The 18036-nt window shown below is 39.8% G+C and carries 16 protein-coding genes and 1 pseudogene; 6 read left to right on the plus strand and 11 right to left on the minus strand.

What is annotated here, in order from left to right; translation table 11 throughout:
* The 10 genes and pseudogenes from AC6F75_RS04645 to guaA all read right to left on the minus strand — a co-directional run.
* Positions 1-466, minus strand: a pseudogene (locus AC6F75_RS04645) (tRNA 2-thiouridine(34) synthase MnmA); the annotation flags it as partial.
* Positions 467-723: 257 nt separating this feature from the next.
* Positions 724-2631 carry a membrane protein insertase YidC gene (yidC, locus tag AC6F75_RS04650; protein ID WP_500713780.1) on the minus strand — a complete coding sequence of 636 codons (1908 nt, stop codon included), beginning with the start codon at positions 2629-2631 and terminating at the stop codon, positions 724-726.
* A gap of 34 nt (positions 2632-2665) precedes the next feature.
* Positions 2666-4285 carry a CTP synthase gene (gene pyrG, locus AC6F75_RS04655; RefSeq protein ID WP_500713781.1) on the minus strand — a complete coding sequence of 540 codons (1620 nt, stop codon included), beginning with the start codon at positions 4283-4285 and terminating at the stop codon, positions 2666-2668.
* 281 nt (positions 4286-4566) lie between these two features.
* Complete coding sequence (locus AC6F75_RS04660) at positions 4567-5175, minus strand: outer membrane beta-barrel protein (RefSeq protein WP_500713782.1); 609 nt, start codon at positions 5173-5175, stop codon at positions 4567-4569.
* Between the two features lie 3 nt (positions 5176-5178).
* The gene (locus AC6F75_RS04665) at positions 5179-5829 is read right to left on the minus strand and encodes a hypothetical protein (RefSeq protein WP_500713783.1); all 651 of its coding nucleotides are present in this window, start codon (positions 5827-5829) and stop codon (positions 5179-5181) included.
* A 79-nt stretch (positions 5830-5908) separates the two neighbouring features.
* Positions 5909-6133 carry a putative quorum-sensing-regulated virulence factor gene (locus AC6F75_RS04670; protein WP_500713784.1) on the minus strand — a complete coding sequence of 75 codons (225 nt, stop codon included), beginning with the start codon at positions 6131-6133 and terminating at the stop codon, positions 5909-5911.
* 191 nt (positions 6134-6324) lie between these two features.
* Entirely contained in the window at positions 6325-6852 is a 528-nt protein-coding gene (locus AC6F75_RS04675; protein ID WP_500713785.1) for a DUF922 domain-containing protein, read from the minus strand.
* Positions 6852-7253: an OsmC family protein gene (locus tag AC6F75_RS04680; protein ID WP_500713786.1), complete on the minus strand. Its 402-nt coding sequence runs from the start codon at positions 7251-7253 to the stop codon at positions 6852-6854. Before AC6F75_RS04680 ends, AC6F75_RS04675 begins: the two co-directional genes overlap by 1 nt.
* Entirely contained in the window at positions 7250-9187 is a 1938-nt protein-coding gene (locus AC6F75_RS04685) for a LysM peptidoglycan-binding domain-containing protein (protein ID WP_500713787.1), read from the minus strand. Before AC6F75_RS04685 ends, AC6F75_RS04680 begins: the two co-directional genes overlap by 4 nt.
* Before the next feature lie 175 nt (positions 9188-9362).
* Entirely contained in the window at positions 9363-10895 is a 1533-nt protein-coding gene (guaA, locus tag AC6F75_RS04690; RefSeq protein ID WP_500713788.1) for a glutamine-hydrolyzing GMP synthase, read from the minus strand.
* A 157-nt stretch (positions 10896-11052) separates the two neighbouring features.
* Between guaA and AC6F75_RS04695 the strand changes: the two genes are divergently transcribed.
* The 3 genes from AC6F75_RS04695 (at position 11053) to AC6F75_RS04705 (ending at position 13412) form a co-directional block, all read left to right on the plus strand.
* Complete coding sequence (locus AC6F75_RS04695; protein WP_500713789.1) at positions 11053-12663, plus strand: FIDD domain-containing protein; 1611 nt, start codon at positions 11053-11055, stop codon at positions 12661-12663.
* A 229-nt stretch (positions 12664-12892) separates the two neighbouring features.
* Complete coding sequence (locus AC6F75_RS04700; RefSeq protein ID WP_500713790.1) at positions 12893-13147, plus strand: addiction module protein; 255 nt, start codon at positions 12893-12895, stop codon at positions 13145-13147.
* On the plus strand, positions 13122-13412 hold the full coding sequence (locus tag AC6F75_RS04705) for a type II toxin-antitoxin system RelE/ParE family toxin (protein WP_500713791.1): 291 nt from the start codon (positions 13122-13124) through the stop codon (positions 13410-13412). Before AC6F75_RS04700 ends, AC6F75_RS04705 begins: the two co-directional genes overlap by 26 nt.
* On the opposite strand, the gene bshC is transcribed toward AC6F75_RS04705, so the two are convergent.
* A complete protein-coding gene (bshC, locus tag AC6F75_RS04710) occupies positions 13409-15019 on the minus strand; it encodes a bacillithiol biosynthesis cysteine-adding enzyme BshC (protein ID WP_500713792.1) in 1611 nt (536 codons plus the stop codon). The two genes, AC6F75_RS04705 and bshC, sit on opposite strands and share 4 nt — an antisense overlap.
* A 323-nt stretch (positions 15020-15342) precedes the next feature.
* On the opposite strand from bshC, the gene AC6F75_RS04715 reads away from it, so the two are divergent.
* From AC6F75_RS04715 to AC6F75_RS04725, 3 genes are all read left to right on the plus strand, one after another.
* Entirely contained in the window at positions 15343-15903 is a 561-nt protein-coding gene (locus AC6F75_RS04715; protein ID WP_500713793.1) for a helix-turn-helix domain-containing protein, read from the plus strand.
* Between the two features lie 278 nt (positions 15904-16181).
* Positions 16182-16685, plus strand: coding sequence for a putative outer membrane beta-barrel protein (locus tag AC6F75_RS04720; RefSeq protein WP_500713794.1), 504 nt, complete (start codon positions 16182-16184; stop codon positions 16683-16685).
* Positions 16686-16859: 174 nt separating this feature from the next.
* On the plus strand, positions 16860-18036 hold a 1177-nt coding region (locus tag AC6F75_RS04725; RefSeq protein ID WP_500713795.1), incomplete at its 3' end, for a M14 family zinc carboxypeptidase.

Below are 18036 nucleotides of genomic sequence, written 5' to 3' on the forward strand. Positions count from 1 at the left end.
GGAAGTATGACTGGTCTTTGTTGGGGTCTTTCCCTGAAAGCAAACGGTGAATTGTTTTTCCATCTTTTGTAATTGTTTCTTTTCGGCAATAGTGACCTGTTGCCACATAGTCGGCACCCAAATCCAAAGCGATTTTAAGGAAGACATCAAATTTGATTTCGCGGTTACACAACACATCCGGATTGGGTGTACGCCCCATTTCATATTCGCGGAACATATAATCCACAATGCGCTCTTTATATTGCTCACTCAGATCCACCGTTTGAAACGGAATTCCCAGCTTGTTGGCCACCATCATAGCGTCGTTACTGTCTTCCAGCCAGGGACATTCATCTGAAATGGTCACAGAGTCGTCGTGCCAGTTTTTCATGAACAAGCCAATAACCTCATAGCCCTGCTCTTTTAAAAGATAAGCCGCCACACTGGAATCTACTCCGCCGCTAAGTCCAACTACTACTCTTTTCATGTCCTCACCGTTTCGTCGCTAAAGCTTTGAAGCGTCGGCGACCTAAGTCCCTATCCATACTTCGACTACCAGCCTTCGGCGGGCACGGCGCTCAGTAACCGGAGAGGGATTTTTTAAGATTTTAATTGATTTGCAAAATTACAAAATAAAAAAAGAGGAAGTTTGCACTTCCTCCTTAATATTACTAATTGCCGAATCAAATAACTTTATAAATTTAACTTAAAATGTCCTCCCCTATTTTGGGGGAGTTAGGGGGGTTACTTTTTCTTTTGCTTTTCTTTAAGTGCCTTTTGCTTTTCAGCTTGTTCCATGATTTCGGCCATTTTGCGCTGGAACTTGCCTTGCTTTTTGGGTTTCTTTTTGTTCTCTTCAATTTTGGCCAGGATTTTTTTCTCATCCAGCACAAAATATTTGATAACCAGCATAATTCCGATTGTAATCACATTGGAAATAAAGTAGTACAACGATAGTCCACTCGCAAAGTTGTTGAAGAAAATCAACATTATGAGCGGAGAGAGGTACATAATAAATTTCATATTGGGCATACCGGGTTGTTGCACCTGCATGGTTTGGCCGGTGGTCATCATCATATAGATAAAGATGGCGATGGATGCCAAAATAGGGAACAAAGCAACGTGGTCTCCATAAAACGGAATGTAAAATGGTAAAGAAGCAATTTGGTCATAACTTGACAAATCGTCTGCCCAGAGGAATCCTTTTTGCCTTAAATCAAACGCTGACGGGAAAAACATAAACAAGGCATAAAACACGGGAAGCTGCATCAGTGCAGGAAGACATCCCGCCATTGGGCTGGCTCCTGCCTTGCTGTACAATTTCATGGTTTCCTGCTGACGCTTCATAGCCGCGTCTTTTCCTTTATGTTTTTTGTTGATTTCCTCAATTTCGGGTCGTAAAACTTTCATTTTGGCCTGAGAAAGGTATTGCTTGTACTGCACCGGTGACAAGGCAATTTTTATAATGATGGTCAATACAATTATAACAATACCATAATTGGCAATCCAGCCGGACAACCAGGTGAACATGGGCATGATTAAATATTTATTGATCCAGCCAAAAATACCCCATCCCAAAGGGATGATTTCATCCAGGTTTCTGTCATAAGTGTTTAAAATATGGTAATCGGCCGGGCCGTAATACCAATTCATGTTGTATGACAACTCACCTGCTTTGAATTCCAATGGAAATTTTGAGATGAAGTTTTTAGTATACAAGCTATCAATCTCCTCGTCTTCCACAAGGTTTTCAGAAGTAAAATGAGCTGTTCTGAATGGAGTATCTGTCAATAAAATGGAGGTAAAGAAATGTTGCTTATATGCAATCCAGGTCACATCGTTGTCCTGATCAGTTTTCAGGCGACCCTGACCCAGATAGTCGTCTTTACCACCTTCATATTCCCATAGCATTTCAGTATATCGGTTCTCATAGGAAATACTTTTTGCTTTGCGGTAAGCGCGCAACTGCCATTCCATCTCAGCCGGTGACGAAGTATTTATAATATTGCTCAAGCCTTGTGACTGAACGGCAAAATCGAGCATATACTCGCCGGGCTTTATTTCGTATCGGTATTCCAGAAAGGCATTTTCAGATGCTTTCAAACGCATTGAAAGAATGGTGTTATTCCCACTTCGTGTTAAAGTGGGTTCAAAATAAAGGTCTTGGGTGTTGAGTATTCTGTTTTCAGCCTGAAACTGAAGGTTTAATGATGCATTTCCATCCTTGATCAGGGAAATGGGAATGGAATCGTGTGTTTTGTGATTTTTTAAAGTGGCTTCAATGATATAACCTCCTTTGTTGGAAATTTTAAGTTGCAGCACCTCATTTTCAAGAACTGTATACTTATCAGTTGCTGAAGGCAAAGAAGCCGAATATGCAAACGACCCCAATTGATTTCTGAGTTGCTCCAGTCTTAAAGAATCTGAAGTCATAACCCGTTCGGTGGGTTCACCTTGAATTGTATCGCTAACTACCGGGGTTTGGGTTTCGGTGGGTTGTTGTTGTTCCTTTTCAACCTGCTCTGTTCGTGCTCTTTCTTCGAGTTCTTCTTGGGTGGGTGCTGTTTGATACAGCATCCAGACAAGGATCAAAGCAATTAACGCAAAACCTATAAACGAATTGAAATCAAAACTTTTTTTATCTTCTAGCATGTTTTAAAATTTTCAGTATTTACTGAATGATATTTTAGATTTTATCGGTATTGTATTTTGCTGCCGCTTCCACAAATGAAACAAAAAGCGGATGTGGATTGGCCACAGTGCTTTTATATTCCGGATGGTATTGCACCCCCACAAACCAGGGGTGATTTTTAATTTCGATAATTTCAACAAGACCGGTATCGGGGTTTACTCCTGTGGTTAACATTCCGGCATCCTCCAGTTGTTGCTTGTATTTGTTGTTGTATTCGTATCGATGGCGGTGGCGTTCTTCTATGATGCTTTGTTTATACACATTTGCTACGATACTATCAGGCGTTAACCTGCACGTCCATGTACCCAAACGCATCGTTCCGCCTTTATCGACGATGCTTTTTTGCTCTTCCATTAAGTCAATGACCGGATGGGGTGTATTGGCATCCATTTCGGTAGAGTTTGCACCTTCAAGACCGAGTACATTTCTGGCATAATCAATAACGGCCATTTGCATCCCCAAACAGATACCAAAAAACGGAATGTTGTTTTCACGTGCATATTTCACGGCTTTAATTTTTCCTTCAATTCCTCGTTCTCCGAAACCGGGTGCAACGAGAATCCCGTCAAGTTTTGAAATTTTGGTTTCAATGACATCATCATCAATAAATTCAGAGTGAATGGGAATGGCTTTCACCTTAACCTCGAGTTCGGCTCCGGCATGAATAAAAGATTCAAGTATGGATTTATAAGAATCCTGAAGCTCCACATATTTTCCGATAAGACCAATATCTACAGTTTTCTTTGGATTTTTATGTCGCTGTAAAAACTGATTCCAACGGTACAAATCCGGTTCATTACCCGGAGGAAGATCTAATTTTTGTAGCGTTATGGTGTCCAATCCTTCAGTTAACATCAGGTTGGGCACGTCATATATGGTTGAGGCATCGATGGACTCGATGACTGCTTCTTTTTTTACATTACAGAACAAAGCCAGTTTGGTGCGCAATTCATCTGAAAGATGGTGCTCAGTGCGACACACTAAAATGTCGGCCCTGATACCGCTTTCCATCAGTACCTTTACCGAGTGTTGGGTGGGTTTTGTTTTTAATTCACCGGCGGCAGCGAGATAGGGCACTAATGTCAAATGGATTACAATGGCGTTATCGTCACCCAGTTCCCATTTAAGCTGACGCACAGATTCAATGTAGGGAAGCGACTCAATATCACCAACTGTACCTCCAATTTCGGTAATGACAATATCAAAATCGCCACTTTTGCCAAGCAACTGTATGCGTTCTTTGATTTCGTTCGTAATGTGTGGAATAACCTGAACGGTTTTACCTAAAAATTCGCCGCGGCGTTCTTTTTCAATCACGCTTTGGTAAATACGTCCGGTGGTGACATTGTTGGCCTGTGAGGTAGAAACATTGAGAAAGCGTTCATAATGGCCTAAATCCAGATCGGTTTCTGCACCGTCATTGGTTACATAACATTCGCCGTGTTCATAGGGGTTGAGTGTGCCCGGGTCGATGTTGATGTAGGGATCCAATTTTTGAATGGTCACGCGATAGCCCCTTGCCTGAAGTAATTTTGCCAGTGAAGCTGCTATGATTCCTTTCCCCAATGAAGAACTTACACCTCCTGTTACAAAGATATATTTGGTGTTGGCCATTTTAGATGTTAGATTTCAGATGTTAGACCTGCCTACCGCAGGCAGGTTTGAGATTATAGAAAATAGACTTTTAATAAAAAACATCTATTTCTCATTTTTACAATGCGCAAAAATACAAAGAAGAAATGATACCAAACAATGAAAAAGCGGTTAATATTTTTAGGGAGTTTGGGTGTTATTTTCAAGTATTTTTCAGTAACCCTCCTTTTTCTCACTAACATTTTGCCTTAAAGACAATACTTGTTTAGAAATACATTTAAAATTAGTATTGATTAAGGGTGTTAAAAAAATCCAACTCCCAGATGAATTTGGATTTGGTTTGAGTTGTTGAAGAAGGAGTTATACTCGGGTGCGCTTTTTATTGCATAAGAAACATCACTGTAATTTACTCCCGCAAAAAGATGCATTTTTTCGGTAAAATTAAAAGCAAAATAGAGCCCTGCATTATATGAAGTTCCACTTATACTTCCAAAGTTATTGGAATTACCGGAGATTCTATTATGTTTCAATCTTGTTCCTCCTATACCAACAAAGGGGTTTAAGGTTACTTTGTCTGAAATTTCATAATCATAAGTCACTCGTGCAGAAAAGTTTGAATAATTTGCTGATTCAATGTTTCCAACTACTGATTTGTCAGTTACTTTATAAGCTGAAAATTCATAAGCAACGCCTACGGCAAACCCGTATATATTGACAATATTCTTTTGTATTCCAAAGCCGATTACTGATTTATGTGCTTCAGCCAAGAAGTTGTCCCCAAAATTAATGTGTTTATTCAAATAGACCGAAAAACCATGATCAAATGAAAAGATGGGTTTTTGTTTGGTTTCTTCTTCTTGTGAAAAACCAAATTGAAATATTATCAAAAAAAATATACTAACTTTTTTCATTTCTTAGTAGGTTATGGTGTGGGTCACATTTTGCTCTCCAATTTCAATGGTTTCGGTGTGGGTTGTATTCTGATTATTTGTAAAATCATGCACGATATATTCTAATACAAGGGTTTGATTTTTAGCCACTTCATGCTGTCTATAATAAATATTGTTTTGATGTGCATCAATAGGGTTTACCCAAACCCAATAGTCTGCAAGCATCCCGATAACATTTAGTTCGGTTATACTGTTTTGTGGATTGATTTGATTAAATGAAAAGTCAAGATTTACAATATCATCATTTTTATATAAAGTAGTCTGTTCTAATCTGTAAGCATAATCAGTGAAATCTTCGTAGAAGATATTCACAAAACGCTTTTCCTGATAATTTTCAATGCTTAAGAAGTGAATAGTGTAATCAATTTCTCCTTTTGGTTTTGGGAAGAGCATTGTGAAAACACCTTGATCATCGGTTGAAGTTATCCCGATATCGTCTTTACTGCTTCCAAAACCGGAACCTAGACTTACTTTTGTAATTACATCCATACCGGATATGGGCGAGCCTTCTCGGTCAACCACTTTTCCGGTTACCAATAGTCGGGTATCTCCTTGATATTGGATATCACAACCAGCCAAGATAAAAAGCAAAAATAAAAAAACAGGTATTTTCATTGGAATAGATGTCTTTTAGGTACTGTTGGTGTTTTTGCTAAAGTAAAAATATTTTACCGAGCCACTATTTTTTTTTAACTTATTTACTCGGGAATTTTTTCCGGATGTTGTAAATGAGTTCCTCCAGGCCGTTGAGCTTGATTTCATACATCTGCTCCATCATTTGTCCCAGTTTGCCTTGGGGGAATCCCTTTTGCTTGAACCACACATAATAATATTCAGGAATATCAATCAGGTCAAAGTTTTTGTATTTGCCAAATGGCATTTTGTAATGGGCGAGTTCGATGAGGATTTCGGGTTTCAAGTTTCTGGTTTCAAGTTTCGGGTTTCAAGTTTCGGGTTTCAAGTTTCTGGTTTCAAGTTTCGGGTTTCAAGTTTCTGGTTTCAAGTTTCTGGTTTCAAGTTTCTGGTTTCAAGTTTCTGGTTTGTAGAGTGTAGAGTCCTAAATAGGATTTGGTCCCGAAGTATTGATTTGGTGCTTGGGTTTTGGTGCTTTTAATTTTTCCACTGTTCCAGTTTTTTAAGCTCCATATTGATTAAAACTTGCCATTGGGTTTCTTTTTCCTTGTTTTGGGAGTGGTTGGTTTCTTTGTCATAGCGGTCCTGCATGACTTGTCGTTCGCGGTTAATTCTTGTAAAAATAGCATTGAGTTCCCTTTCAAAATTTTTGGTTGCCTTATATTCTGTAAAGGCTTTTCTCAATTTGCGGGCGTGAATTTCGGTAATATTGAAATGTCCTTGCTCGTGTTGCAAGACGTGGTTGTTGACTTTATCAGGTTTGTGCCAGGACATTTCGGGATGGAACTGGGCTTCTACTTCTGTGGTCAATGATATATTGCCATTTTCTGTAGCAACCCGGTAGGAGAACACGATTCCCGAATTGGTCATCGCCACATAAGAGCTGCGATTATCGGGGCGGCCTTTAAAGTCTTCCCAGGCGAGATTCACCTCTTCTGACCAAGCTATTTTTTCGTTGGAAAAAGAAGTGAAAAGAATTATAAAAAAGAAGCTAAAAAGTTTCATTACCATTTAAATTGAATGTCCTGTACAATTTCAGGATGCAAACTTAATGCCACAGGGCAGGTGCGTCCGGTATTTTCAAGGATTTTTTGGTTTTTTTCTGAAATTCCTTTGGGGAAATTGAGCACTACTTTAATTTCTGAAATGCGCCTGGGGTTGGCTGCCATTATTTTTGTCACTTCGGCAACAGTTCCTTCCATAGATACACCCAAATCGCGGGCTTTGATTCCCATAACGGTAAGCATACAATTGGCCAGTCCGGTTGCGACGGTATCAGTGGGCGAAAAGGCCTCGCCTTTACCTTTATTGTCTAAAGGAGCATCTGTAATAAAAGAACCGCCGGAAGCCAAATGTGTACATTCCGTTCTTAAATTTCCCAGATAAACTACTTGTGACGTGCTCATTCCAGTTCGATGACATTTAAATCTTCGGCATATTGAAGAATATACACCGCTGTGTTGACATAACCGCCTGCAGGGTCTCTTTGGTATCTGAATTTATTTTCAACATAAGCCGTTTCTCCGTCAATTTTATCGTTGGCATCCAGTATAGAATCGGCTGAAGCAAGTCGAAGCAAAGCGTCATAGGTAATATCAAATCCGCGTGCCGCAAAACGATTGGGCAGGGTTTCATATTTTTCTTTGTAAGCCTTTACAAATGCTATTTCGTCAGTGTAGTTATAAATTTTATTCCAGGACGGATAGGTAAATTCCAGATTGGATAAATGGATGTTTGATACTTCACGGAAGTCAAAAGCATCGTTTTTATCGAGTGTAAATAACCTTAGGTGCCTACTGCGTCTCACACTGTTTAATATTCCCACTGCGCTGCTCACCAGGGTCACGTTTGAAGACTCCAGTATCACCCAGTTTTCGCCGTCCTTGCTGATTTTGTTTGAAATGTCTTCATTCCTGAAAAAATTTCCGTCGCGGGGTTTAATAACCGCCAGACCGGGAAAAACTTCCTGAAGCCGCTGTTGTTTGGCTGCATTGGCGTTATCGGTTATTAAAATGATATTCTGGCCGTTATGGTTGGCCTTCAGGTAAGACATCATTCGGTTCTCCAGATTGTTACTTTGCGGAATACTTTGGATAAAATTGGAATACATTCTTCCCTGCCTGTTGCTTAGCGGCGAAATAACAGGGATGTTTTGTGACGAAAGTTCAGAAGCCGTGCGCTCTACCAAAGTTTGTCTCAACGGCCCAATAACTACATCTACATTCTTAATGTTTTTTCTACTGAAAAGTGACTGCACACCACCTTCCATTTCCCGGGAATCAAACACGTGCAGATTTACTGAAACACCCCGTTGTTTGGCAAAATCGACAGCCAGCAAGGCCCCTGTATAAAAATCAACGGCGAGGCGCATCGTGGCATTGCTTGCCAGTTGGCTTTCATTATTTCTTATGGAGTCCAGCTGAATCCTGTCCAATTGAAAAGGAAGAAACAAAACCACATTTTTTGGCTTAAAGTTGGAAAGTGAGTATTCCAGATTAATAGTGCGCGATGGCATGTCTGTTGTTTCATAAGGCGTTGAAACCGAAGTGGTGGTTTTTGGCACTTTGATTACCATTCCTTCTTTTAATCCGTCTTTTGTATGCGGGTTGAGCTTAATGATTTCTTCTTCTGTAAGATTGAACATTACTTCCAGCCTGTAAAAACCTTCACGGGGTTTAATGGTGTAAAACGTAAAGTTTTCTTCGTCTTTTACATCCGGTTCTGTTACAGGTTTTTCCGGAACATTAAGTACCTGCCCGATGGACAAGGTTTCTTCATTGAAAATTGAGGGATTCAAAGCCTCCAATTCAGCAACGGTGATGTTGTACTTTTTTGAAATACCAAACTTGGTTTCTCCGGCCTGAATCACATGTTTTCCGGGCAGTTCTCCGGCAGTTGTGGCCTGGGTCACTTGCTGATTGTATGGTTGAAGTATGGTCACCTTTTTAATTGGAATTCTGATTTCCTCTCCGCGTTTCAACTCATTGGCATAAAGATGACGGTTGTATTTTTTGATTTCTTCAACCGTTGTTCCGTAAAGGGAAGCGATGCCAAAGATGGTTTCGCGGCGTTTTACAGTATGAGTTTTAAATGTTACATCACCATTGTCGGGATTAACGGTTGTTTCCAATGTTTTGGGGATGATCAAGACCGTTCCTTCCCTCAAGCCGGAGCGTGCTTCGGGGTTGAGCTTGAATAAATCTTCCTGAGAAACCCCATATTTTTGAGTGATGGCAAAAACTGTTTCACCCGGCTGCACCCTGTGACTTATATAGGATGTTTGAGCAAAGCTCAGCCCGGAATATAAAAAGACTATTAAAACAATTATTAACTTCTTCACGTTATTGATTTGTTTTGGGTTTTGCCTTCATTTTTAATAATCAAAAATGCCGCCAAAAAAATTTTTATTCTACAAATATTTGACCTCGCTGGGGTCAGCTATATAAAAATATTATTGCTCAAACTTTGAAACCACAAATTCAAAACTTGAAACTTGAAACCACAAACCTTAAACCCTACTCCCACTCAATCGTTGCCGGTGGTTTTGAGCTGATGTCATACACTACTCTATTAACGCCTTTTACGCGATTTATTATTTGGTTTGAGGTTTCCTGTAAAAATTCGTAGGGTAAATTTACCCAATCTGCGGTCATACCGTCAGTACTTTCCACGGCTCTTAAAGCCACCACTTTTTCATAGGTGCGCTCGTCTCCCATTACACCAACAGAATCAACCGGAAGCAATATAGCCCCTGCCTGCCACACCTTGTCATAGAGTTTCCATTTTTTTAAGTTGTTGATAAAAACGGCATCCACCTCCTGTATAATACGCACTTTCTCAGGGGTGATGTCTCCTAAAATCCTAATGGCAAGACCGGGACCGGGAAACGGATGTCTGCCCAAAATATCTTTTGAAATGCCCAATTCGGCACCTACACGTCTCACCTCATCCTTAAAGAGCATTCTTAATGGCTCTACAATTTTTAGTTTCATAAAATCCGGTAAACCACCCACATTGTGGTGTGATTTGATGGTCACCGATGGCCCATTGACAGAAACCGACTCAATAACATCAGGATAAATCGTGCCCTGAGCAAGCCAGGATACATCAGTGATCTGGTGGGCTTCGTCATCAAATACCTCTATAAAGGCATTTCCAATTGCTTTTCTTTTTAATTCGGGGTCACTCACTCCTGCCAGTGCTCCCAAAAATCGTGCAGAGGCATCAACCCCTTTTACATTCAGCCCCATATCTTTGTATTGATGCAGTACATTTTCAAATTCGTCTTTGCGCAACAGGCCATTGTTGACAAAAATGCAATATAGGTTTTTTCCAATTGCTCTATGAAGTAACATCGCTGCAACGGAAGAATCCACTCCACCGCTTAAGCCCAGTACAACTTTATCGTTTTTTAGTTTTGCCTTCAGTTCGTTAACCGTTGTTTCCACAAAAGCCGAAGGTGTCCAGGTTTGTTCAACCCCTGAAATATTCACCAGGAAATTTTCAAGCAGTTGTTTTCCGTCGGTCGTGTGGTACACTTCAGGGTGAAATTGAATGGCGTAGGTTTGCTCGCCTTCAATGCGATAGGCCGCATTTTTCACATCATGGGTACTGGCCACCAAAATTCCGTTTTCTGGTAATTTTTTAATGGTGTCAGCGTGGCTCATCCATACCTGACTTCCGATGGAAATGCCTTGAAAAAGCCCGTTGTTTTCAAAAATTTCCGAAAGTTTGGCTCGGCCATACTCACGGGTCTCTGAGCGTTCAACACTTCCACCGTTAAAATGGGCAAGATATTGAGCACCATAGCACACTGCGAGTATGGTTTTTTGGCCACGAATTGCAGACAAATCCGGATGCGGTGCATCTTCAGCTCTCACCGAAAAAGGGCTTCCGGAAAGGATCACGGCTTTAAACTTGTCTAAATCTTGTGGTATTTTGTGGTAAGGATGGATTTCGCAATAGATGTTTAACTCTCTCACACGCCTGGCAATGAGCTGGGTGTACTGCGAACCGAAATCTAAAATGAGGACGTTGTTATTTTGCATAGGCAAAAATAGGGCAATTTGATTTTTTGGGCAATGGAAAGAGTGGTAATTTTTATAAAAAATTTGCACATAAGTTTTAAAAAAAATGTATCTTGAACTTCCATTGTAATTAATACAATACATTATTAATCTTCAAAGAATTATAAACAATACTGTTATGAAAAAAAATTACTTCTATTTTATTGGGTTGGCACTCTTTTTTATGCCAATCTTTATATATGCACAAAGTTGTAACGACTTGGATGTGCTGTCGGTACAAGATGGTGAAATTTGCGGCAGTGGGGTTGTTTCGCTGGAGGCCACTGTAAGCGGAACAGGCGATGACACAGTTTGGTTTGACAGTGCTATTGGTGGAACTATTCTGGGATATGGCACTACATTCCAGACACCTGCTATCACTTCAACAACTTCATATTGGGTGGCCGAAGTCCTTCTTGATGGGGCAACTTTTACCGGGCAGGGTAAGCCCACTTATGGCTCGTCAACTTCATATACTCCTTCCAATGCAAACCATTTTGGTTTGTCTTTTACCGCAACCGAAGCCTTTACAATTGTAGATGTAGAAGTATTTTCTACCGGAAACGGTGGATCTTTACAAGTAGATTTGAGGCAAAATAATTATCAAGGACCAGTAATACAAACAGCTACGGTTACCGTGGCAGGTGGGGGCAGCACTGCAACCCCGGTTTCCTCTCCCATCACCTTGAATTTTGATGTGCCCGCAGCCGGGACTTATTATATTTCGGCTTCAAATGGACCCTCAATGATTCGGGAGTTTTCTGATGGCAATTTCCCTTATCCGCTTGGAACGGTGGGTCAAATCACTTCGGGACATACATATAACGGTTTTATTGGTGACACATATTATTTCTTTTACAACTGGACAGTGTCTACAGAAAGTATCAATTGCGAGTCTGACCTAGAAGAAGTTGTTGCAGTGGTGCATCCTTTGCCTTCAGTCCAGCAGCCGGACCCTCTGGTTGCTTGTGAAGTGAACGGTAACGGTTTTGGCATTTTTGACTTAAACGCTGCCACAATACAAATCACCGGCGGTGACCCTCAATTGATAGTTACCTACCACGAAACTATGGCAGATGCAGAGGGTGGAATTAATCCGGTAACCAATCCCTACCAAAACACAACGAACCCACAAACCCTTTATGTGCGTGTAGAAGACCCGACAACAGGTTGTTTTGTGATTTTGCCTTTGGATTTAATTGTTTACCAACAGCCTGATATGGACCAGATGCCGGACGATTTATTCAGCAATAACGGTACAGGCGGTATTGCAACTTTTGACCTGACCGTAAACGAGCCGTTAATGCTGGGCACCCAGAATCCGGCCGATTTTGAATTTACTTACTATGAATCTTATTTTGTAAACCCAATTATAATTACAAATCCCACGGCTTACCAAAACATCAGCAACCCGCAAACCATTTATGTCACAATGCGCTTTATAAATACCGACTGTTTTGCCGAGGCTGATTTTGAGATTGAAGTAAATACACTTTCATTAGACTCCAACGACTTTAATGCAGGGTTAATCCTTTACCCCAATCCCACTGACGGACCGGTGAATATCCTGACAACTTCGCAACTTCCTTTTTCAGTAGAAGTATATTCAATTTTGGGTGAACTGCTGAATACAACTGTTGTAAACACTGAGTCGGGAACAATTGATTTATCGGGTTTAAGTGCCGGGACTTATTTCATCAAAATAACCGCGGGCTCAAACCAGGCAGTTAAAAGTGTTATCAAAAAGTAATTTAGTGTCTATGATGATATAAATACCGAAAACAGCTGCGGTAAACTGGATAAACTCAAAGATGTCTGTATGGGTGTTTTTCAAATCACCAGTCAAAACAGCGGTGAAAATTTTAGCTGGGGAGGAAGCTTTAATACATCTGATAAAACAAAACGGCAAAGATTACTATGCGGTTGGAGTATGAGATTAAGTAAATTAATTTTAGTATTTTTAATAAAATTATAAAGCTATGGAAGTTATAAAATTAAAGAAAATAATCAAAAAATCGTTAGAAACCAACGACAAGCACCTTTTGGAACAGCTTGTAGAAGTCATTGACAATTACAACAGAAACCCTAATGAAACCCGTCTTTCTGAACAACAACTTAAAGAACTTGACAAAAGAAGAAATGAATACCTTTCCGGTAAAAGCGAAACTTTTAGTTGGGAAGAAATCAAACAGGAATTAAGGGAAAAGCATGGCTTACAAACTTCAGGTAACTAAAAAAGCCAAACAGGATATTATTGATGGGTTCTACTGGTATGAGTCCAAAAGTGACGGATTGGGAAGCCGGTTTGTTGAAGAAGTTGAAAAAACCTTGAACTACGTTCACCTCTACCCTCTACATTATCAAATTAAATACAAAAAAATCTTTCGCAAAGCGGTCTTGAAAATCTTTCCTTATGTTATTATTTATGAAATTCAGGAAAAAACTATTGTAGTTTACTCTGTTTTTCCAACCCCGATGAATCCTGTAAAGAAACCTTAACCCGGTAATTCCAAACATAGAAACTCCTGCTGCAGTGGGTCTAGTTTTTCAAAAAGTAGCTTTAAAAGACTGTCGCCATACTCAACATAAAACTCAGAAAAATTGGCCGTACGTTCCTGCAAGCTGCCGTTGGGGAACAATTCGTTTTGAAGCAGGGTTACCCTGTTTAAATGGTCGGCAAGTTTTCGTTTTTGGGCTTTTAGGAGTCTTTTCTCCAGTGCATCGAGGCCTTTGAGTTGTTTGGTTTCCTGAGCGGCGACCATTTTATCAAATGTGGGGTCGGTTTGTTTGGCCAGTTCATACAAGTCCTTAAACTGCTGTTTGAGTTGATTTCGCTGAGGCGAAAAATCAATGGCTATCTCTGAAACCTGTTTAGTGACTTTGGTTTCCAGTTCGTATTTTGGGAGGAACATATCATCAATTGACAGGTTTAGTTTTTTGATTTTATCAAGTTGTTTTGATGTGGCCAGCACTGCCGAATTCCGCAACAACAAGGAGGGAAATGTTACTTCCATTTCGTCAAAATAGCTTTTCAGTTGCAGCCAGTAGGCCATTTCGCCCCCGCCACCTATGTAGCAAAGATTCGGCAATACAACCTCCTGATACAGCGGTCGCATCAACACATTGGGGCTGAAGCGTTCCGGGTGCTTGTCCACTTCGGCCTCCAGTTCGTTTTTTGAGAATTGTTTTCCGGAGTTGTTGATGTAAAACTTCCCCTCTTTTTCTAGTATGCGTTTGCGTGAACCTTTTTCCAGGTAAAACAGATTGATTTCACGCGGGTTGACCTGCAATTTGTAATTTTTTCCGTTCAGGGAATTGATGGTTTTGTTGGTTTTTGCAACAGCATTAGAGCAACCGTTTTCAAAAAGTTCGTTTTTGATATAAGGAACAAAAAGTTTTTTCAGGTTTTTATCGTTGGCATCCAGTATTACCAAACCGTATGAATCAAAAAGCGAATGAGCGAGAAAGCGGGTGGCATCTGCCAGGTTGTTGTGGTTGATATATGCTTCTTTAAACAGTGCTTTTAGTTTTTCGGCACCGGGTGAAGTGCCCAGTTCTTTTGAAAAGGTATTATATACTTTATCCAGTCCTTCAGTGGAGAGTTTGCCCACTGCCCCTCCTGAGTTTCTTTCCCACACCACTTTTTTTCCTTTAAAGTTGAAAAAGTTGATTTCGTCAAAATCATGGTCTTCGGTGGCCATCCAATAAACGGGAACAAAATGATTTTCCGGATAATGGTCTTGCAGTGTTTTGCACAAATTGATGGTGGAAATGATTTTGTATAAAAAATACAAAGGCCCGGTAAATAGGTTTAACTGATGCCCGGTGGTTACAGTAAAAGTGTTTTGTTTTTCCAGGTTTTTGAAGTGCTGTGAGGTGGATTCAGATATTTTCAGGCTTTTGTATTGACTTTTTATGACATCTACCAAGACTTTTCGGTTTTGGAGAGGATAATTTTCAGACTTTTCCTGAATTTGTTTCCCAAAGTTTTCAAGGTTTGGAAAACGTTGGTATAAAATTCCAACTGATTTATCCTGAGCCAAATAGTCCAGAATCAGGTTTGAAAAATATCCGGTGGCACGAAAGGGAATAAAGTGGTTTGGCATAGCAAGTCTCAAATTCTTTTCAAATATAAGAGGTTTGAAAGTTTAATTTTAAAAATATAAAGTTAATGTCTCAATTGATGTTTTAAGCAGCATTGAATTTACCGGAAAAAATCTAAAATTTTATGGCACGGTAAATGAACTCTATGGTTATTATAGAGTAGTAGAATACACCTTTTGGTTTATTTTACTTATATTTGAAAAAACAGTTTGACTTATTTTTGAATAAAGAGAACTCTACTTAAGTACCTTCTGAACCCACAATTCATTTATACTTTTTGGGCATTCAAGCAGCTTGGTTTTATCTAATCAATAACTAAATTTTAATGACTTTATATATTAAATACATGGTGAGCTTGCGGTGTAAAATACTTGTCCATGAGATGTTAAACGAACTTGGTCTCAACTACTTCTCAGTTGACCTTGGTCAAATTAAGGTTCTCGAGAATATCTCAGACCAGCAACTTGAGCAACTTAAAAGAGAATTGCTAAAATCAGGTCTGGAACTGATGGATGACAAACGTGCCATAGTTATTGAAAAAATAAAAAAAATAATAATTAACCTGGTACACCATACAGATGAATTGCCCAAAGTTAAATTTTCGGTTTTTCTAAGCCAGGAACTGGATTATGACTACACCTACCTCGCCAACCTTTTTTCACAAACCGAAGGAATTACCATACAACAATTCATTCTTAATCATAAAATTGAACGCATCAAGGAGTTAATAATTTATAACGAGCTGAGTCTTTCAGAAATTTCCCATAAGTTAAACTACAGCAGTGCTGCTGCCCTTTCCAATCAGTTTAAAAAAGTAACCGGTTTGACCCCTTCCTTTTACAAACAACTTAAAGAAAAGCGTAAGGAAAACCTTGAAAACATCTAATTGTTTTACTAACTCCCAAAGAACAACCAGACATATCTTCTACCCTTCTTTCCGGTTCCAACTTTCATTAAATAAATCTTAAACAGATAAAATAAAAAGCTACAACCCATTACTACTGTAGTCTCGGTGAAGCTTTTATCCCTACTATTTCCATGTGTGAATATTGTAAGATATTACTAATGTTCTGCAAGCATTCTGTTTGAAACTTAACGCACCTTTGCACTGTGAAAATGTGTTCACACCTGCCGAAAGTATTCGGAAAAACAACTAACTAACAAATGAAAAAAGTATATTTATTGATTGTATTTTTAATTGCTTCAACAGCAACAACTTTTGCACAACATTCCCTTCCCAAAGGCCAAACACAATTAAATCTGGGGGTTGGCTTATCAAACAGGGGAATTCCTGTTTACATTGGACTTGATTATGCTGTTCACAAAGACATCACCATTGGTGCCGAGTTGTCTTACAGGGGCTACAACGACAGATTCAACAATTCAAGATATAAACATTCCATCATTGGATTTTCGGGCAATGCAAATTATCACTTCAACCATATATTGAACATACCTACCAACTGGGATTTTTATGCCGGTTTGAATATTGGCTTCTACCACTGGACTTCTGATGACAACTATCCCGGTAATTTTAATTCAGGGGTAGGCATTGGTGCTCAGGTGGGTGGCCGTTATTTCTTTACGGATAACTTTGGAATCAACCTCGAATTCGGAGGACATAATGCGTTTTCAGGTGGTAAATTTGGAGTGACCATAAAACTATAAGATTAATAATAAACATCGTTTTATATAAATTCAAAAAAAGGGAGTGCTCTAAAAAGCACTTCCTTTTTCATTTTTATAGAGCAGCTTTTAAAATTTTGCGAAGCCGCTTCAGGTTTCATTAGTTTTTAGTAGATTTAACACCTTAATTTACATAGCATTTTTCAACAAAACTTTATGAAACTAAAATTTACCTCCTCTATTTTTCTTTTGGTTTTTTGTTTTGGATTCAGTCAAAACATCCAATCCCCTTCAGAATTTTTAGGTTATGATATCGGCACACAGTTTACCCGTCACGCCGATATTGTCAGTTACTTTAACCACGTGGCTGAAAACAGTGCCCTGATGACCTATCACGATTATGGCCAAACCAATGAAAGACGCAAACTGACCTATGCCGTTGTCACTTCAGAAAATAACCAAAGAAACATCGAGACCATTCGTTTTAACAACCTGAAACAAATAGGCCTTGCCGATGGAAGTGCTAACCCTGAAATTGCTATCGTCTGGCTGAGCTACAATGTACACGGTAATGAAGCCTCCAGTGCTGAAGCTTCCATGCAAACCGTTTATGAACTGATTACCCAAAAACAAGCCTGGCTTGAAAACACCGTGGTCATCATTGACCCAAACCTGAACCCTGACGGACGCGACCGCTATGTGAACTGGTACAACCAGGTGAAAGCCACTCCATACAACAGTGCTCAAGTTGCTGCAGAGCATTTAGAGCCCTGGCCGGGAGGCAGGCCCAACCACTACCTGTTTGACCTCAATCGCGACTGGGCCTGGGCCACTCAGGTGGAAACCCAACAACGACTTAAAATTTACAACCAGTGGATGCCACACATTCACGTTGACTTTCACGAGCAGGGCATCAACGAACCCTACTATTTTGCTCCTGCGGCAGAACCCTTTCACGAAATCATTTCACCCTGGCAACGCGAATTCCAGACGCAAATCGGTTTAAACCACGCCAAATATTTTGATGCCGAAGGATGGTTGTTTTTTACACGTGAGCGCTTTGATTTACTTTACCCCAGTTATGGCGATACCTACCCCACTTTTATGGGTGCCATCGGGATGACCTATGAGCAGGCAGGACATGGTCGTGCCGGTCTTGGTATTGATACCGATGAGGGCTATGAGCTCACTCTTGTTGACCGTGTGGAGCACCAAAAAACAACCGGACTCTCCACTGTAGAAATATCATCTAAAAATGCCAAAAGACTCAATACCGAATTCCGAAAATTCTTTCAACCCAATCTGAAATACAAAAGTTTTGTGCTTCAAGGTGAAGAAGACAAAGTACAAGCTTTGGCTAAATTGCTTGACAAACACGAAATCAGATATGGTT

Source organism: Planktosalinus sp. (assembly GCF_059864935.1).

Bases quoted from the DNA above. Each gene is read 5' to 3' on its own strand.
- pyrG (WP_500713781.1), bottom strand. From the start codon at position 4,285: ATGGCCAACACCAAATATATCTTTGTAACAGGAGGTGTAAGTTCTTCA.
- AC6F75_RS04695 (WP_500713789.1), top strand. From the start codon at position 11,053: ATGAAAAAAAATTACTTCTATTTTATTGGGTTGGCACTCTTTTTTATG.
- AC6F75_RS04665 (WP_500713783.1), bottom strand. From the start codon at position 5,829: ATGAAAATACCTGTTTTTTTATTTTTGCTTTTTATCTTGGCTGGTTGT.
- AC6F75_RS04660 (WP_500713782.1), bottom strand. From the start codon at position 5,175: ATGAAAAAAGTTAGTATATTTTTTTTGATAATATTTCAATTTGGTTTT.
- AC6F75_RS04680 (WP_500713786.1), bottom strand. From the start codon at position 7,253: ATGAGCACGTCACAAGTAGTTTATCTGGGAAATTTAAGAACGGAATGT.
- AC6F75_RS04675 (WP_500713785.1), bottom strand. From the start codon at position 6,852: ATGAAACTTTTTAGCTTCTTTTTTATAATTCTTTTCACTTCTTTTTCC.
- guaA (WP_500713788.1), bottom strand. From the start codon at position 10,895: ATGCAAAATAACAACGTCCTCATTTTAGATTTCGGTTCGCAGTACACC.
- AC6F75_RS04720 (WP_500713794.1), top strand. From the start codon at position 16,182: ATGAAAAAAGTATATTTATTGATTGTATTTTTAATTGCTTCAACAGCA.
- AC6F75_RS04700 (WP_500713790.1), top strand. From the start codon at position 12,893: ATGGAAGTTATAAAATTAAAGAAAATAATCAAAAAATCGTTAGAAACC.
- bshC (WP_500713792.1), bottom strand. From the start codon at position 15,019: ATGCCAAACCACTTTATTCCCTTTCGTGCCACCGGATATTTTTCAAAC.
- yidC (WP_500713780.1), bottom strand. From the start codon at position 2,631: ATGCTAGAAGATAAAAAAAGTTTTGATTTCAATTCGTTTATAGGTTTT.
- AC6F75_RS04705 (WP_500713791.1), top strand. From the start codon at position 13,122: ATGGCTTACAAACTTCAGGTAACTAAAAAAGCCAAACAGGATATTATT.
- AC6F75_RS04715 (WP_500713793.1), top strand. From the start codon at position 15,343: ATGACTTTATATATTAAATACATGGTGAGCTTGCGGTGTAAAATACTT.